Here is a 15,808-nt window from a genome sequence, read left to right on the forward strand (position 1 = left end):
CGACGTTAAGCCTTAACAGCAGGTTTAACGATCAGGTTGCCACCGGTAGCACCCGGAACAGCACCCTTGACCAGTAGCAGGTTGCGCTCAGCATCAACACGTACTACATCCAGGCTCTGAACGGTTACACGTTCGTTACCCAGTTGGCCTGCCATTTTCTTACCTTTGAACACTTTACCTGGAGTCTGGTTCTGACCGATTGAACCATGTCCACGGTGTGCCAAGGAGTTACCATGGGTAGCATCTTGGGTACGGAAGTTCCAGCGCTTAACTGTGCCAGCAAAACCTTTACCTTTAGAAGTACCGGTAACATCGACTTTCTTAACGTCTGCGAAAATTTCAACGCTAATGTTCTGACCTGCAGTAAATTCTTCACCTTCTGCAAGGCGGAATTCCCACAGACCGCGGCCAGCTTCTACGCCAGCTTTAGCGAAGTGACCCGCTTCTGGTTTGGTTACACGGTTAGCTTTTTTGCTACCAGTAGTAACCTGCACAGCACGGTAACCATCGTTGTCCAGGTCTTTGACCTGAGTAACGCGGTTTGCTTCAATTTCGATAACGGTTACTGGGATTGAAACGCCATCTTCTGTGAAGATACGAGTCATGCCCACTTTCTTACCGACTAAACCAATCATTGTTTCAACCTCTCAATCGTCAATGACCCTGATTAACCCAGGCTGATCTGCACGTCTACACCAGCAGCCAGATCCAGACGCATCAGAGCATCAACGGTTTTCTCGGTTGGCTCAACGATGTCAACCAGACGCTTATGAGTGCGAATTTCATACTGATCGCGCGCATCTTTATTGACGTGCGGAGAAATCAGGATAGTAAAACGCTCTTTGCGGGTCGGCAGCGGGATTGGACCACGAACTTGCGCACCAGTGCGCTTCGCGGTCTCAACGATTTCCGCAGTTGATTGATCGATCAAACGATGATCAAACGCTTTCAGGCGGATACGGATTCTTTGGTTCTGCATGAGACCAGAGCTCCAATTATTTTAAACGTAAATGATTACTCCTCATACCCATTTCGATTGATGGGAGAGTGTAATCGTTCTTCACATAACCCCCATATCGGGAGTATTGTTGACCAGCGAGTAAACTCATTGGCCAGCTGATTCAGATTGAATCAGGCTTACCAATAATAGGTAAGCCCGCGCATTATACGTACTCAGGAAGATTAAGCAACCAAATTGGTGCTAAATCGCTGTAATTTTACGCTGATGCTTACCTCTTCATCTATACAGCAAAAAATCCTGCACTTTGCCTGTTAAGAAGGCAGGGAGTTATTTTACAACTCCCCTATTGTTCGGCCTTTTTCTGCTCACTGAGCGCTTTTTTGAGTAGTTGCTCAACACTTAAAGCTTCTGATACGGTGGTTGCAGAGGGACTTTTCGTATCATCGCTCGCATCAATACCCTCTTCCTCTGCAGGATTGACCGTTCCGTCATCCTCATCCTCCCAGGGCTCTGCAAGAGTGGCCTCGTCACTTTTGACGTTACGCTCTTTTTTGATAACTCGCTCAGGCAGAATTTTTGATTCAAAAATATAATGCACATTTGAAAACACGTACGGCAACACTTGTGGCTGCGTGATCGCCTCCTTCTCCTCTTTATTTATGTGCTGCCATACGATATGTAATGCACTTCCCGCAGCAATGCCCAGGGAAACACAGAGAACAAAGACCAGGGAGAATAAAAGGTATGCTTTTTTATGTTTTGCAGATAAAGCCAGAACGACCTTGCAATTTTTGAGTTTGCTTTGATAAGCCGCGATATAAATGTTCTGCATTTAGCGTTTCCCCTCTGTGCCATCATCGACAATGAGCTCAGGTGCTTTGTTCAGGCTTTTAGCAATACGCTGCAGAGTCCCGGGTCCAACCTGGCTGTCAACATTAAGGCCTTCACGCTTTTGGAAAAGTTTGATCTTATCTTTCAATTCTGTGTCCCATTCCCCATTCAGGCCGGGAGGTAAGTGCAAAATGTTGCTGAGCACTGCATCAAGCCAAACGGTGTCTTCAAGAGAACTGTTTTGATTTATCGTTTTTTTACCGTCAGGTGTCGTTAACTGAAACTGTATAAAATCACCCGACCAGACTGCATTGAACCAGTTACGCTCCACCGTCCACGTTTTATCCTTTATCAGCAGGTCAATATGTCTATCAGTAATTCTAACCACACCTGCATAAATCTTTTTATTTCCGATATTCATGGATGCCAGCCAGGGTTGTCCGCCTGCCACCAACTCATCCAGGGTTCCTTTCCCTTCCCTGCAAACCAGTTGCGCCCTGTCGGCTTGGTCGCAGAATGCATCAGCCAGAGGTACATCGTATCCCCAGATATGGAAGAGTTGTTTTATGCCATCACGTTTATCATTGGCCATATCCTCTATACGCAACGCTGGCGCGGGTACTTCTTTTAACGATGGTGCTACGAATAAGTGAGAGGTTAAAAATGGCGCCGCATACTGGTAGTAGGTCCAGCCAATCACACTTCCTAATAAGGCATAAATAAGCATAAGACTAATAAAGCAGCTTCTCGAACGGGAGGGGAGCCCCATGTAGGTGAGAGCCTGACTGAGATGCCGTGGCTTCACGACAGGTGATCGGTCTATAAATGCACAACGCAGAGCATTTTCGGTGATTTGTGCGATGGTTCCTGGCCGACCTCCTGAAGCTTTATGGATCATCCTGGCCCCGGCGCGATCAACAAGCTCTCGTCCCCCACCTGCTTCACTGATTCTGCTGCTTATAAAAGCATGGCATTCCTGAACATTAAAACCATCGTGCTGATATTCTAATCTCTTATTATGTTTGGAAAATTGCTTAAAAGAATGCAGGCTTAATCTGGACCCACTTCCGATCAATATGATTGAAAAACGCTCATCGCAGAGATAGCGTGATAATCCATCAAGAAAAGTCAGGCATTCATCATTGAGGTTTTCGGCATGATCGAATACGAGTAAAAGACCTTCCTCAAAATTTGTGGATGCCTTAAATGCTTCTGAAATTTTGTTGAGTAACAAGCTGGTGGAAAGCGAACGCGTTTTTTTTAATGTCATAAGTTTCGCAACGAAACTCTCGAGGTCTTTACACTGGGTATCAGGGGATACTATATAATAGGCTCCCATCCTGCTGCTTTTTAACAACAAAGTCTGAACTAATGAGGTTTTCCCCGTCCCTTCATTTCCATGGACAAGGATAGGTTGGCCTTGATTAATTTTATCTATTAAATAATCAAGTATCGCTGAATACCGCTCGCTATTGAAAAACGTCCTGGTACTGAAAGGTGAGAAAGAAAAACCAAAATACTCTAGAAACATTACCTTAACCTTCGAATAGAAGAAGGGTCACCCCTTGTATTCATTCATATAAAAAATAGTAAAACTAGCAAATATATTATTTATCAATACTAAAAATAAAGTGTATTTGTAACTTACCGCATTGACGGGTAGTATACTCATTTTATTACACCCAGGGGTAATAATACCTGAAAATGACTACATTTAAAGCTGAGAATAAAAATCAATAACTCCTCTACCATGCTACACAGTAAATACATTTTTATAGTGATTGCAATAATCGCACTATGCCTTGCATCTACAGCTTATATTATATATTTCCTGAATATTTCAAATAATTATTATTCCCAGCATCAATTTTTAACAAAACCAATACCAGTAACCTCTGTAATCCCGGCAACGTTATTCAAATGGAATGTCGTTGCTCAGGAGTCCACAAGCTCACCCCAGAATAACAACCAGGTAGAGCCATTGGATCTGAGTCTCAAGGGGGTAGTTTACAGCAGTAATAACAGGCTTTCCTTAGCAATAATTCAAGGTCCCAACGAACAACACAGCTACCGTGAAGGTGAGAAGTTGACGGATATCGAAGATGCGTATGTCAGTGTCATCACTCCAGAATCAGTGCAAATCCGCCATAATGATGCAATACAGACGTTCGTTATGGAGATAAGAAGAGAATCAACCTCGTCAAAGCCTGCACCGACTGCACCTTCTGTTATTCAGGTAAAAAGACTCAGTGACTATCTCGCTGTCACACCTGTTTACGAGAAGTCGACGTTTATTGGCTATCGCGTTAATCCGAAGACCCAGACAAAAATTTATAAAAGTATGGGGCTGATTAATAATGAATTAGTCGTGAAAATAAATGGCCAACCTCTTGAGAATCCTAAATCATCAGAAGTTCTCATGGCAACCCTACAAAGCCTACGAGATGTTCAATTTACTGTTATACGGGCTGGCCAGGCTCAGAACATTTACATTAATCTCGCAACACTTGAGACGTCTCTCGACGTGAACAACCATGACTAGAATCATTCAGAACCTAATTAAAAACTCGTTATTTACTTTATTGCTTACGCCGTTACTCACTCAAGCTGCGGATTTTACAGCCAGTTTCAAGAATACTGATATCAATGAATTTATCGATATCGTGAGTAAGAACTTGAATAAAACCATATTAGTCGACCCTTCAGTCCAGGGGAGTATATCCGTAAGAAGTTACGATATTCTTAATGAAGATCAGTACTACCAATTTTTCTTAAGTGTTCTTGATGTTTATGGTTACTCCGTTGTGCCGATGGATAACGGATTACTCAAAGTTGTGCGCTCTGCGAATGCAAAAACGGCGGGCGTACCCGTCGCTGACAGTTTAAAGCCGGGCCGTGGTGATGAAATTATTACCCGAATTGTTTCACTCAAAAATGTTCCGGTCCGAGAACTAGCTCCTTTGTTACGCCAGATGAATGACACTACCGGTGTTGGCAATGTCGTACATTATGAGCCCTCAAATGTGTTACTGCTCACCGGACGCGCTTCAGTTGTGAATCGTTTGATAGAAGTGGTGGATCGGGTTGATCAAATGGGAAGCCAGCAACGACAAACGATTAAATTAAAATATGGCTCCGCATCAGAAATGGCAGAACTGGTCAACAATCTGGTACGAGAAGAGACGAAGGGGCAATCTACCTCTCTGTTACAAGCAAAAATCGTTGCCGATGAGCGCACCAATACTCTGGTCATCAGTGGCCCGGAATATGTCCGACGGGACACCATCAAGCTTGTGAAAGAACTCGATCGCGATCAGTCAACACAAGGTAATACCCGCGTATTTTATCTGAATTATGCCAAAGCTGAGAAAATAGTCCCTGTACTTACTGGCATCACCGAGAAGATGAAAGACGGTAAAACGGCACAGTCGGCAGGGTCCTCCGATAAAAATATGAGCATTACGGCTGATGAGCAAACCAACTCCATTGTGATCACCGCTCAAAAGGATGTTATGCAATCACTTGAACAGGTCATTGCAAAACTGGATATCAGACGTGCGCAGGTTCTGGTGGAGGCAATTATTGTCGAGGTGCAAGACGGAAATGGCCTCAACCTCGGGATTCAGTGGAGCAATAACAACGTCGGTGGAACACAGTTCACCGGTACTGGAGCTCCTTTATCGACTGTTGCGGCAGGCGTACGCAAGTACAAGAAAGACGGTGTTATCAGTAGTGACAGCGCACTGGCCTCGACGATGCAAAGTTTCAACGGAATGGCTGCAGGCTTCTTTAGTGGAGATTGGAATGTTCTACTGACGGCGCTTTCAACCAGTAATAAAAACGATATTCTCGCAACCCCAAGTATTGTGACCCTTGATAACAAAGAAGCCTCTTTCAACGTTGGTCAGGAGGTTCCCTCGCTCTCCGGTTCACAGACGACTTCGGGCGATAATATATACAGTAGCGTAGTTTACAAAACGGTGGGAACCAAGCTCAAAGTCACTCCGCAGATTAATGAGGGTGATGCTGTACTCATGGAAATAGAGCAGGAAGTCTCCAGTGTGGATACCTCAACCGACTCCACTCTTGGCCCAACGTTTAATACCCGCACCATTCAGAATGCCGTATTGGTAAAAACCGGTGAAACCGTGGTACTCGGTGGTCTGCTTGACGACAGCTCTAAAGAAACTAAATCCAAAGTTCCCCTGCTGGGCGATATTCCCTGGATCGGTAATCTTTTCCGTTACACCTCAACAGAAACGGCGAAACGAAATCTGATGGTCTTTATCAGACCAACAATTATCCGGGATGATGAAATATACAAATCTGTTTCGGCGCAAAAATACTCGAGTTTCCAGAAGACCCAAAACCAGCGCAAAGAAGAAGATAATAATGATCTTATCACGCCAACCCATCGCCCGATGCTTCCGGATTATCCGGTGATAAAACCTGCCGTACCGGCTGAAAAATCATCCTTCAATACGAACAATACTCCACGTAATCCATTCAGTGAACAGTGAAAATGAGTACTGAAGAATATGAATGCGACGGTTTACAAAATGAAGCAGCTCTCTTAAAAGGGCTGCCCTACTCCTACGCACGGCAGAAAGGCGTTGCATTGGAAGATGGGGTCCTTTTCTGCCGGGAGGATGTGCAACCTGAAACGCTCATTGAAGTACGCCGTGTGGCCGGACTGTGGGACAGCATCAGATTGTTGAGTACTCAGGCGTTTGAGGAAAAGCTGTCTGAGGCTTATCAGCAAAACCGCGGAGCCTCGCAAAAAATCATGGACGATATGGATGACAATGTCGATTTACTCTCACTGTCTGAAGAAGTACCAGACAATGAAGATCTGCTCGCCAGTGATGAAAATTCCCCGATTATTCGACTGATAAATGCCATTTTGTCTGAAGCCGTCAAAGAAGGGGCTTCAGACATTCATATCGAAACATTCGAACGCACGCTGAGCATAAGGTTTCGCGTGGATGGTGTACTGCGGCAAATATTGCAACCGGTTCGCAAGCTGGCGCCCTTTTTAATTTCTCGTATTAAAGTAATGGCCAAACTGGATATCGCTGAGAAACGATTACCGCAGGATGGGCGTATTTCCTTACGTCTGGGCCATCGGTCGATTGATATACGTGTATCCACCATTCCGGCCCAATACGGTGAAAGAGTCGTGATGCGCCTGCTCGATAAAAACAATATCTCACTGAGCATCGCGCAGCTTGGCCTCAGCCAGACGGATCAGAAGACGCTTACATCTCTGATTCAAAAGCCCCATGGCATCATTCTTGTCACTGGTCCAACAGGGTCAGGAAAGAGCACAACACTTTATGCCGTCATGGCGGCGCTGAATACTCAGGAACGTAACATCCTGACGGTGGAAGACCCTATCGAATATGAGCTCGAAGGCGTGGGGCAGACTCAGGTTAATCCGCGGGTTAGCATGACATTTGCTCTGGGTTTGCGGGCGATCCTGCGTCAGGACCCAGACGTGGTAATGGTCGGAGAAATTCGTGATGGTGAAACTGCGCAGATAGCTGTTCAGGCTTCACTCACAGGTCACCTTGTCATGTCGACGCTGCATACGAACAGCGCTATCGGCGCGATTACCCGTTTACGCGACATGGGTCTCGAGCCCTTTCTTCTGGCATCTTCCCTGCTTGGCGTGGTTGCCCAGAGACTGGTACGGCGACTATGCCAACATTGCGCACAGCCGGTGGAAATAGATGCAGTGCAACAGGCACATTTCGCTTTCCTGCCGCAACCACCGCAATCGCTCTTCAGGGCAGAGGGATGCCCGCAATGCCGGTTTAGTGGTTACAAAGGCCGAACAGCGATTCATGAATGTCTGATCGTTGATGACCAGTTGCGTAAAGCCATTCATCAAAATGAAGATGAGATGGCAATAGAGAAAATTCTTCGTCAACGCAGCCGTAGTCTTCGCGAAAATGGGCTTCTTAAAACAATTAGTGGCGAAACGACTCTTGAGGAAATCATCAGAGTAACCACTGAGCATGAAACATTCGCAGGTGGTCAATGAGTCAGTTTTCTTATCATGGCATCACTGCGACAGGAAAAGATCTGCGCGCTACCCTCGAGGCTGATTCCTTACGCCACGCGCGTCAAATTCTTCGCGAACAAGGTATTACTCTGCTGGGGATCCGGCCCGTCGGTCTTTCCATTTCTTCCAAGATGATAAAAAAAAGCGGTAAGCGAATTAAGGTTCCTTCGCACGCCGTGTCTCTGTTTTCTCGTCAGTTAGCGACATTAATCAATGCAGCTCTTCCCATCGAAGCGGCGCTGAATGTGATTGCACGACAAACTGAACATGCCGCCTTTGCAAAGGTCCTGACCACTGTGCGTAATAAAGTCGTTGAAGGCCACACGCTGGCCGATGCGTTCTCTGACTATCCCCGTATTTTTGATCCAATGTTCAAAACGCTGGTGACTGCCGGAGAAAGGACGGGGCAGCTCGGTGCCGTGCTGGAGAAAATGGCCGACTACAATGAAATCCGCCAGCAAATAAAAAGCAAGCTCACTCAGGCAATGATTTATCCCCTTATGCTGACGTTGGTCGCCATCCTGGTCATTGTCATCCTCCTGGTTGCAGTGGTTCCACAAATTATCGAGCAGTTTGTCCATCTCCGACATGCTTTGCCATTGACTACGCGCATTTTGATTGCCGTCAGTGGCTTCCTCCAGACCTTCTGGTTACCTATTTCACTGGGGGCCGCTGGCATAGTGATATCACTAAAACTGGCTCTGCGCAGTCCAAAGCAACTGGCACGGTTCCACACCTTATTGCTTCAAATCATGGTAGCGGGTCCATTAATCCGGGCAGTCAACAGCGCTCGCTATGCACGTACTCTGAGTATTTTGCAATCCAGCGGCGTTCCTTTACTGGATGCTATGAAGATCTCAACAGCCGGCATCAGCAACGTGCACATTCACCGGCTTTTTCTGCAGGCTGCCGAAAATGTTCGTCAGGGTAGCTCTCTTTTTAATGCGCTGGAACAAACGCATATGTTTCCCCCAATGATGCTTTACATGATTGCCTCAGGTGAGCAAAGCGGGCGATTAGGCGAACTGATGGCCCGCGCAGCCGATAATCAAGACAAGTTGATGCAACACCGACTTTCAATGGCGTTGGCCATTTTTGAACCCCTGCTGATTGTCTCTATGGCAAGCATTGTTCTCTTTATCGTCATGTCTATTTTACAGCCCATTCTTCAACTCAATAATTTGGTCAGTTAAGGAACTTCTCATGCAGAATCAAGCAATCAATACAGATACCGTTAGCCAAAAACAGCGCGGTTTTACCCTGATGGAACTGATGGTTGTCATCGTCATTTTGGGGATCCTGGCGGCCCTTGTTGTACCTAATCTCATGGGAAACAAGGAAAAAGCGGATAAGCAAAAAGCAGTCAGCGATATTGTCGCTCTTGAAAATGCGCTGGACATGTACAAACTGGATAACCACCGCTATCCAACCACAGAGCAAGGCCTGCAGTCTCTGATTGCCGAACCTATAAACGACCCTCGGCCGACAAATTATAATGCCGATGGCTATATCAAACGCCTGCCCGCCGACCCATGGGGAAATGAATATCTGTTGGTGAGTCCCGGAGATCACGGAAATATTGATGTCTTTTCTGCAGGCCCGGATGGCGAAGCGAACACGGCAGACGACATCACCAACTGGGTCGAGAAGAAATAATCTTGTCTATCCACAAGGCAGCCGGATTCACCCTAATGGAAATCATGTTGGTACTGGCAATTATGGCCAGTACCGCGATGGTAGTCATATTGATCCTGCCAGCTAACAACGCGCAAATCCGACAGGCCGAAAAGATGATGTCGTTAATGGAGTACGCAGCCCAATATGCAACCATGACGGGTGTGCCGACCGGGCTGTCAATGACTCCGAATGAATATCAGTTTGTTATTCTCGCAACATCGCAGCCGTTAATTCCCAACAACGAAGAGCCAAAATGGATTGCTCTTCCCAGCGCACGCCTCGAAAGCCAGGGAGAGTTTGAAGACGAAGAGGCGATTTCTCTGTCGCCTCAAGACCTGAATAAGTCCCTGAGTACCATACCGCAGATCGTTTTTATGCCCGATGGCCGCGTCACGGTTTTCAATATGCAATTCTCTGCCTCATCGGGTGATGGACTTTGCTGCACACTTTCTTCTGCCGGTCAGCTTCCTCTGATACTCAAAGTGATCACCGGGGAAGACTGATGCAAAAAAAGCAAAAGCAGGATGGGATGACAATCTTAGAAGTGATGATCGCAATGGCGATTTTCTCTGTCAGCGCAATGGCCTTACTAAACAGTATCACGTCGCAAATGAATGCCGTGACACATTTTCAGCAAAGTTTATTCGCCAGCTGGGTCGCCGATAACACACTGACTGAGTTGAGTCTGAAGGGTAACGTCACTGCCGAAACCCAAATAATCAATAAAACGGAAATGGCAGATGAAATCTGGTTTCTTGAATTGAATTCAATGAGGGATGAAAACAACGACATTAGCCTACAGCGGATCGATGTTCGTGTGGAGAAAGAAACGCCTAACCCTTCATTGTCTCTACATGCCCGCTTTGCTTCGGAGCCGAAGGAAGATAATGCCCTCACTCAGAAATAAACAACGCGGCTTCACACTCATCGAAGTGATGATTGCCATGATGATCTTTGCGATGCTTAGCCTGCTCGCATACCAAATTTTATCGGCATCGGTTAAAACCAGCAGCGTCGTGGAAGAGCGCACCATAAAGCTTTTGCAAATTCAGCGAACCTTTGCCCAGATGGAGAGAGACCTTACTCAGATTATTTTACGTCGTGAGAACGCCGTTGAGCCAATTTTGTACAGTACGCCAGGATTGCTCAAATTCACCACACTGGACAGCATGAACTCCCTGCAGGTGATGTCAGCCAGTGACTTGCAAGAAGTGACCTGGCAATTCTCCGACGCTTCCTTAACGCGCAGCTCCCGCACATTGCCCTCAGGCATTGAAAAAGCAACTGACGTAATAATGCTGCGGGAAGGTGTTACCTCATTCGGACTCAGGTTTTATGAGGGCGACTGGAAAACTGAGTGGAAAGGAATCGATACTTTACCCGCAGGAGTCGAAGTGACGATTGAAGTCGAAGGGACAGGAAAAATCCGACGCGTGTTCAGGCTGCCCGATACGTTGCCTGCCACCCCGGCCGCAGATCCACAAACGAATATTCAAGGCTCAGCTATGCCCGCGATACCGGCCGCCACTGATACTCAGAAGCAAGCGGCAAATGAATAGACAACGTGGTGCAGCCTTGCTGATGGTTCTGTTAATCCTGGCGATTATGGCAGCGCTGGCGGCAAAAATGACCCTGCAGTTTCAAAGTACATGGCAGACGCAAATGTTTCTGCTGAATCAGCAGCAATTACAATGGCTGGCCCATGACGCCGAACAAATCGCCATTCAAAAATTACGACGAGACCTCAAGGATACGCCGCAAAACAATAACCTCAATCAATCCTGGGCACAGACTGGCGAGACCGATAATGAAGATGGACCTGCGGTGACTTATGTCATCGTCGACGGGCAGGCCTGTTTCAATATCAACAGTCTGCAGCAGAATCAGCCAGATAGCGTGACCAAAGAAGAACCCTACAACACTCGTGTTCTCCGTCAGCTGCTGATCGACGCGGGGAGCAATCGCGCAGAAACAGAAAGATTTGTCGACTCACTGAGTGACTATCTGGATATAGACGATCAGGTACGTTCCGCGGGTGCTGAAAGCAAAGAGTATAAAAAACAAGCGACTTCGGGAAGTGCTGTTAAGCATGAGATTTACTCATTAAATGAACTCGCCCTGTTACCCGATTTCCCCCGCAAAATTGTGGCTCAGATTCGCAATCAGTTATGCGTGCTACCGGAAGAAACCCAGCAGATTAACGTCAATACCCTGGCTGAGGCGCAGGCTCCACTGCTTTCGGCTATGTTTCTGGGAGAAATTACAACAGATGACGCTAAGAAAATACTCACTGCCCGCCCGTTAAATGGCTGGAATTCAGTGGACCTTTTCCTGCAAGAAGTTAAAAAACAACGCTTCACTATTGCACCTGACTTTGCCGCTATCAAACCGCTACTCACTGTCAGAAGCCGTTTCTTCACGCTTTACAGCCAGGGCAGCACCGGGGACCAAAAGAATACGATGAGTAGTTCCTTGTTTTTTAACAAAGATGACAGCTCTATTAAGATTTATCAGCGACGCTATCGGATACTTGAATAATGTTAAGTGAACAGACCTTTGCCACCAGAATTTATGTCCGTACAGGCATCCACGCGGATGAGCCGGCCTGGTGGTTCAGGAATACTTCTTCACGGCCTGAGCACACGTTCAGGCTGGAAAATACTCTGCAATTGGCTCAACTGTCAGAAGAAGCCGGCAGCCAAAGTATTGGCCTGCTGCTGCCTGCCAGTCAGGTGATTTTCCGCACCGTGACGCTGCCTGAACGCCGCGTCAAAAATTTGGACACGCTGCTTTCCTATATGACAGAGGAAAGCGTGGCCGGAGATGTGGAAAATCTTCATTGGGTGGTACTGGCTCAGGAAGACAAGCTGCTGCACGTCGCCGGTATTGATGAAAACTACCTGAAGAACTGGCTATCACATTTCAGTGACGCAGGATTGGTGGTGACAGAAGTTTATGCTGATGCCACGCTACTGCCGGTTAATGAATCAGGATGGTCGATGGTCAGGCTGGAGGATCAATGGCTCATCCGCCAGTCACCCTTTTCGGCCTGCATCGTTGAAGACAGCTGGCTTGAAACTTACCTGACCATCGCCGCACCTGAGGCCGTCACATCCTATAGTCCGACGGAGTGCAAAAGAGATATCATTCGTAGGGCAAATCACGAGCACCCGATGATTTTGCTTAACCGCGCAGAGCCATCACCTTCTCTGAATCTTATGCAGGGAAAGTTTGCAGTTAAAAAACCACATTCTGCGTGGACCAAAGTTTTACCCGTCATTGCATTGTCTTCGGTAGCGGTCACGTTATTTTTTGCTTTCGGTTCACAGCTGTTCCTATTTTGGCAAGCCCGCCACTATGAAAGTCAGTTGGAAGAACAAACCAGAGCGGTTTATACCGAATGGTTCCCCACTCAAAAACACGAAAAAAATCTGCGCTTTTACTTCGAACAGGACATTAAAAAGTCACCAGCTCAATTTCTGCCAACGCTGGCAAAACTGACGAAGATGCAAAGCCAGATCCCAGGCATTGAAATCAATAGTCTGGATTTTAAAACGGAGGAACCAGAACTTACTCTCCAGGTAATCGCGCCGGATGCCCGGTCACTGGATAACTTTATAGAGCTCAGCGCCGATCAGTTTCATTTTCAACCTTTTGGTTTAACTTCGACAGCACAGGGTGTCACTGTCACCTTGAGAAACAGGGAAAAAAAATGAAAGCATGGTTTTTAGCGAAGAATTCCCGCGAACAGTACTTATTAATGAGCGGCGGCATACTGTTGATCATTGCAACGATATGGTATGCCATCATTGCCCCGATCAATGCACAAATTGATGCCAGTCGTGCCCGCATCAGCCAGCATATTAGCTTCCTGAAATATGTCGCCGATATCTCCGAAAGCGGCCATCGTCATCAGGGTAAAACCTTTTCGAAAGAAAAACTCGCGCCAACGCTCGTCACGACGTCGGCTAAGTTCGGAGTGGTTTTCACTCAGGTAGGGCAGGATGAAAAAGGCGTGTCAGTGAAAATAGAGAGCGTTGAATATGAGTCTTTCCTGAGATGGATCGAATATTTAGAAAAAACGCACAATATCAAAGTCGTCAGTATCGCCATGTCTCAAAGTAGAGTTACGGCTAACCTGCTGACGGTACCGCAACTCACGCTGCGTTAAGGCAGCATATTTCAGAGAATCACATGGACTATTGGACATCAACACGGACGATCGCCGCCATACCAGCTGAATTCATCCATTCTGCGGCTCTGATTCTAGGGCTTTTGATCGGCAGCTTTATCAATGTCGTGGTTTATCGCTCACTATTAATATTCAGCCTCGATGAGAAAGTCTCCGAAAAAATTAACCTCTGCTATCCGGCATCGCACTGCCCTTCATGTAAGCACACACTAAAGGCGTGGCAAAACATTCCTTTGTTGAGTTGGCTCATCCTGAAAGGCCGATGCCACTATTGCAGCATCCGTATACCCATGAGCTACCCGCTGGTTGAGGCAATGTGTGGTTTACTTTTTTTCATCCTCACCTTTTTCTTCGTCACGCCACTTTCTCTTCTTTTTGCGTTTACGTTGTGCAGTTTCCTGCTGACGCTCACACTCATCGATCTCAAAAGTTACTTGTTACCCGATAGTCTGACCCTGCCGCTTCTGTGGATAGGATTGCTGTCTCACACTTTGATAAACGGGGTGCAGCTGGAAGACGCCGTGTTCGGAGCAGTAGCGGGCTATCTGGTTTTATGGTGTCTTTACTGGGGGTTCAAATTCGTCACGGGGCGCGAAGGAATGGGGTATGGTGACTTTAAACTACTCGCGGCATTGGGTGCCTGGATGGGATGGCAAAGCTTACCGGTGATCTGTATTACATCCTCTGTTATGGGAGTCTGTATTGCACTGACGGGGCGTTTGGCGGGAAGAACGATAACGACGATCCCCTTTGGGCCTTGCCTCGCCATCGCGGGAATGATCAGTTACATCAGCCAGCAAAGTCCAACATTCTGGCTGATGTTTTTCTAAACAGAATGACTACTGCGATTCTTCTTTCAGCTGCGACTGAATATAGTTTTGCAGTCCGATACGTCCTATCAGTTCAATCTCTGTTTCCAGCCAGTCAATGTGATGCTCCTCGTCAGCCAGAATTGTGATCATGATATCTCGGCTGACGTAATCATGAACGGAGTCCGCGTACGCGATTGCTTCACGCAGATCTTTCGCACCTTCCAGTTCGAGAAGCAAATCTGACTTCAGCATCTCTTCGACATCTTCACCAATGTTGAGTTTGCCGAGATCTTGCAGGTTTGGAAGACCTTCGAGGAATAAAATGCGCTCAATGTAAATATCAGCATGCTTCATTTCGTCGATCGACTCGTGATACTCGATACCATTGAGGCGCATCAAACCCCAGTTTTTGAACATACGGGCATGCAAAAAGTACTGATTGATAGCAACCAGTTCATTTCCAAGAAGTTTATTGAGGTGTGCAATGACTTTTTTATCGCCTTTCATAGGTAACTCCTCCGTTCCGGTATCTAAAGCGTAGATCCGGTACAGAGTAAGTCAAAAAAAAGGCACATTTTTTATCGAAGTATTTTTACGCGATGTTTTTGAACTCTGGAATCTGCTGTAATTCGTCTTCCATTATCTGACGTGCCGCGCGAACACATTTGCCACATTGGGTCCCGACCGGGACAAAATTTCTGAGCTGTTGAAACGTTTGGGGCTGGTAACGCCTTACTGCCTGTCTGATTGTTTTATCACTGACTGAATTGCACAAACACACGTACATATAAACCACACTTCGCATATAACTTACCCTAACTTTAAATGAGAATGGTTATTATTGCAAATGCGAAGACATGTTTTTTTGCGTGAAATTCAGGCAATAAAAAAGGGTGCCAAGGCACCCTTTTTTTGCTCTTAATTATCAGCGATTAAGCGATAACTTTAGCAACAACGCCAGCACCTACGGTACGGCCACCTTCACGGATTGCGAAACGCAGACCTTGGTCCATCGCGATTGGATGGATCAGGGTAACAACCATGTTGATGTTGTCACCAGGCATTACCATCTCAACGCCTTCTGGCAGTTCGATGGTACCGGTCACGTCAGTTGTACGGAAGTAGAACTGTGGACGGTAGCCTTTGAAGAACGGAGTATGACGGCCGCCTTCATCTTTGCTCAGGATATAAACTTCTGAGTCAAAGGTAGTGTGTGGTTTGATTGAACCTGGTTTAGCCAGAACCTGACCACGTTCGATGTCTTCACG

At 46.6% G+C, this 15,808-nt stretch carries 19 protein-coding genes; 12 read left to right on the plus strand and 7 right to left on the minus strand.

Features of this window, described 5'->3' with window-relative positions:
- Positions 1-5: 5 nt before the first annotated feature.
- The 4 genes from rplC to AC0Z7K_RS23420 all read right to left on the minus strand — a co-directional run bounded on the left by rplC (position 6) and on the right by AC0Z7K_RS23420 (position 3,323).
- Positions 6-635, minus strand: a complete 630-nt coding sequence (rplC, locus tag AC0Z7K_RS23405; protein ID WP_056778020.1) for a 50S ribosomal protein L3 — start codon at positions 633-635, stop codon at positions 6-8.
- A gap of 32 nt (positions 636-667) precedes the next feature.
- Positions 668-979, minus strand: a complete 312-nt coding sequence (gene rpsJ, locus AC0Z7K_RS23410; RefSeq protein WP_009639175.1) for a 30S ribosomal protein S10 — start codon at positions 977-979, stop codon at positions 668-670.
- 325 nt (positions 980-1,304) lie between these two features.
- Positions 1,305-1,793, minus strand: coding sequence for a hypothetical protein (locus AC0Z7K_RS23415; protein WP_485616134.1), 489 nt, complete (start codon positions 1,791-1,793; stop codon positions 1,305-1,307).
- A complete protein-coding gene (locus tag AC0Z7K_RS23420) occupies positions 1,794-3,323 on the minus strand; it encodes an ExeA family protein (RefSeq protein ID WP_485616135.1) in 1,530 nt (509 codons plus the stop codon).
- A gap of 219 nt (positions 3,324-3,542) precedes the next feature.
- Between AC0Z7K_RS23420 and gspC the strand changes: the two genes are divergently transcribed.
- From gspC to AC0Z7K_RS23480, 12 genes are read left to right on the plus strand one after another with little or no spacing between them, the layout of a single operon-like run.
- Complete coding sequence (gene gspC, locus AC0Z7K_RS23425) at positions 3,543-4,334, plus strand: type II secretion system protein GspC (protein WP_485616136.1); 792 nt, start codon at positions 3,543-3,545, stop codon at positions 4,332-4,334.
- Positions 4,327-6,312 carry a type II secretion system secretin GspD gene (gene gspD, locus AC0Z7K_RS23430; protein ID WP_485616137.1) on the plus strand — a complete coding sequence of 662 codons (1,986 nt, stop codon included), beginning with the start codon at positions 4,327-4,329 and terminating at the stop codon, positions 6,310-6,312. The genes gspC and gspD overlap by 8 nt, the downstream gene beginning before the upstream one ends.
- Before the next feature lie 2 nt (positions 6,313-6,314).
- Positions 6,315-7,838 (plus strand): type II secretion system ATPase GspE, encoded by a 1,524-nt coding sequence (gene gspE / locus AC0Z7K_RS23435; RefSeq protein WP_485616138.1) that lies wholly within the window; start codon positions 6,315-6,317, stop codon positions 7,836-7,838.
- A complete protein-coding gene (gspF, locus tag AC0Z7K_RS23440; protein ID WP_485616139.1) occupies positions 7,835-9,052 on the plus strand; it encodes a type II secretion system inner membrane protein GspF in 1,218 nt (405 codons plus the stop codon). Before gspE ends, gspF begins: the two co-directional genes overlap by 4 nt.
- Positions 9,053-9,062: 10 nt before the next feature.
- Positions 9,063-9,515 carry a type II secretion system major pseudopilin GspG gene (gene gspG, locus AC0Z7K_RS23445; RefSeq protein ID WP_485616140.1) on the plus strand — a complete coding sequence of 151 codons (453 nt, stop codon included), beginning with the start codon at positions 9,063-9,065 and terminating at the stop codon, positions 9,513-9,515.
- Between the two features lie 2 nt (positions 9,516-9,517).
- Complete coding sequence (gene gspH, locus AC0Z7K_RS23450; protein ID WP_485616141.1) at positions 9,518-10,039, plus strand: type II secretion system minor pseudopilin GspH; 522 nt, start codon at positions 9,518-9,520, stop codon at positions 10,037-10,039.
- Positions 10,039-10,443 (plus strand): type II secretion system minor pseudopilin GspI, encoded by a 405-nt coding sequence (gene gspI / locus AC0Z7K_RS23455; RefSeq protein WP_485616142.1) that lies wholly within the window; start codon positions 10,039-10,041, stop codon positions 10,441-10,443. Before gspH ends, gspI begins: the two co-directional genes overlap by 1 nt.
- Positions 10,424-11,095, plus strand: coding sequence for a type II secretion system minor pseudopilin GspJ (gene gspJ / locus AC0Z7K_RS23460; RefSeq protein WP_485616143.1), 672 nt, complete (start codon positions 10,424-10,426; stop codon positions 11,093-11,095). The genes gspI and gspJ overlap by 20 nt, the downstream gene beginning before the upstream one ends.
- A complete protein-coding gene (gene gspK / locus AC0Z7K_RS23465; RefSeq protein ID WP_485616144.1) occupies positions 11,088-12,074 on the plus strand; it encodes a type II secretion system minor pseudopilin GspK in 987 nt (328 codons plus the stop codon). Before gspJ ends, gspK begins: the two co-directional genes overlap by 8 nt.
- Positions 12,074-13,252 (plus strand): type II secretion system protein GspL, encoded by a 1,179-nt coding sequence (gene gspL, locus AC0Z7K_RS23470; RefSeq protein WP_485616145.1) that lies wholly within the window; start codon positions 12,074-12,076, stop codon positions 13,250-13,252. The genes gspK and gspL overlap by 1 nt, the downstream gene beginning before the upstream one ends.
- Positions 13,249-13,707, plus strand: coding sequence for a type II secretion system protein GspM (gene gspM, locus AC0Z7K_RS23475; protein WP_485616146.1), 459 nt, complete (start codon positions 13,249-13,251; stop codon positions 13,705-13,707). Before gspL ends, gspM begins: the two co-directional genes overlap by 4 nt.
- A 23-nt stretch (positions 13,708-13,730) precedes the next feature.
- Positions 13,731-14,558, plus strand: coding sequence for a prepilin peptidase (locus tag AC0Z7K_RS23480; RefSeq protein ID WP_485616147.1), 828 nt, complete (start codon positions 13,731-13,733; stop codon positions 14,556-14,558).
- A gap of 9 nt (positions 14,559-14,567) precedes the next feature.
- On the opposite strand, the gene bfr is transcribed toward AC0Z7K_RS23480, so the two are convergent.
- The 3 genes from bfr to AC0Z7K_RS23495 all read right to left on the minus strand — a co-directional run.
- Positions 14,568-15,047 carry a bacterioferritin gene (bfr, locus tag AC0Z7K_RS23485; protein WP_413531382.1) on the minus strand — a complete coding sequence of 160 codons (480 nt, stop codon included), beginning with the start codon at positions 15,045-15,047 and terminating at the stop codon, positions 14,568-14,570.
- A gap of 85 nt (positions 15,048-15,132) precedes the next feature.
- Entirely contained in the window at positions 15,133-15,327 is a 195-nt protein-coding gene (bfd, locus tag AC0Z7K_RS23490; RefSeq protein WP_056778102.1) for a bacterioferritin-associated ferredoxin, read from the minus strand.
- A 145-nt stretch (positions 15,328-15,472) separates the two neighbouring features.
- Positions 15,473-15,808, minus strand: a 336-nt coding sequence (locus AC0Z7K_RS23495) for an EF-Tu C-terminal domain-related protein (RefSeq protein WP_485616148.1), incomplete at its 5' end; no start/stop codon positions are given.

The organism is Rahnella sp. 1L-D-7-B-C2 (assembly GCF_057290995.1).

Bases quoted from the DNA above. Each gene is read 5' to 3' on its own strand.
- bfd (WP_056778102.1), bottom strand. From the start codon at position 15,327: ATGTACGTGTGTTTGTGCAATTCAGTCAGTGATAAAACAATCAGACAG.
- rpsJ (WP_009639175.1), bottom strand. From the start codon at position 979: ATGCAGAACCAAAGAATCCGTATCCGCCTGAAAGCGTTTGATCATCGT.
- gspF (WP_485616139.1), top strand. From the start codon at position 7,835: ATGAGTCAGTTTTCTTATCATGGCATCACTGCGACAGGAAAAGATCTG.
- gspK (WP_485616144.1), top strand. From the start codon at position 11,088: ATGAATAGACAACGTGGTGCAGCCTTGCTGATGGTTCTGTTAATCCTG.
- gspG (WP_485616140.1), top strand. From the start codon at position 9,063: ATGCAGAATCAAGCAATCAATACAGATACCGTTAGCCAAAAACAGCGC.
- gspM (WP_485616146.1), top strand. From the start codon at position 13,249: ATGAAAGCATGGTTTTTAGCGAAGAATTCCCGCGAACAGTACTTATTA.
- AC0Z7K_RS23480 (WP_485616147.1), top strand. From the start codon at position 13,731: ATGGACTATTGGACATCAACACGGACGATCGCCGCCATACCAGCTGAA.
- rplC (WP_056778020.1), bottom strand. From the start codon at position 635: ATGATTGGTTTAGTCGGTAAGAAAGTGGGCATGACTCGTATCTTCACA.
- AC0Z7K_RS23415 (WP_485616134.1), bottom strand. From the start codon at position 1,793: ATGCAGAACATTTATATCGCGGCTTATCAAAGCAAACTCAAAAATTGC.
- bfr (WP_413531382.1), bottom strand. From the start codon at position 15,047: ATGAAAGGCGATAAAAAAGTCATTGCACACCTCAATAAACTTCTTGGA.
- AC0Z7K_RS23420 (WP_485616135.1), bottom strand. From the start codon at position 3,323: ATGTTTCTAGAGTATTTTGGTTTTTCTTTCTCACCTTTCAGTACCAGG.
- gspC (WP_485616136.1), top strand. From the start codon at position 3,543: ATGCTACACAGTAAATACATTTTTATAGTGATTGCAATAATCGCACTA.
- gspE (WP_485616138.1), top strand. From the start codon at position 6,315: ATGAGTACTGAAGAATATGAATGCGACGGTTTACAAAATGAAGCAGCT.
- gspJ (WP_485616143.1), top strand. From the start codon at position 10,424: ATGCCCTCACTCAGAAATAAACAACGCGGCTTCACACTCATCGAAGTG.
- gspI (WP_485616142.1), top strand. From the start codon at position 10,039: ATGCAAAAAAAGCAAAAGCAGGATGGGATGACAATCTTAGAAGTGATG.
- gspD (WP_485616137.1), top strand. From the start codon at position 4,327: ATGACTAGAATCATTCAGAACCTAATTAAAAACTCGTTATTTACTTTA.
- gspL (WP_485616145.1), top strand. From the start codon at position 12,074: ATGTTAAGTGAACAGACCTTTGCCACCAGAATTTATGTCCGTACAGGC.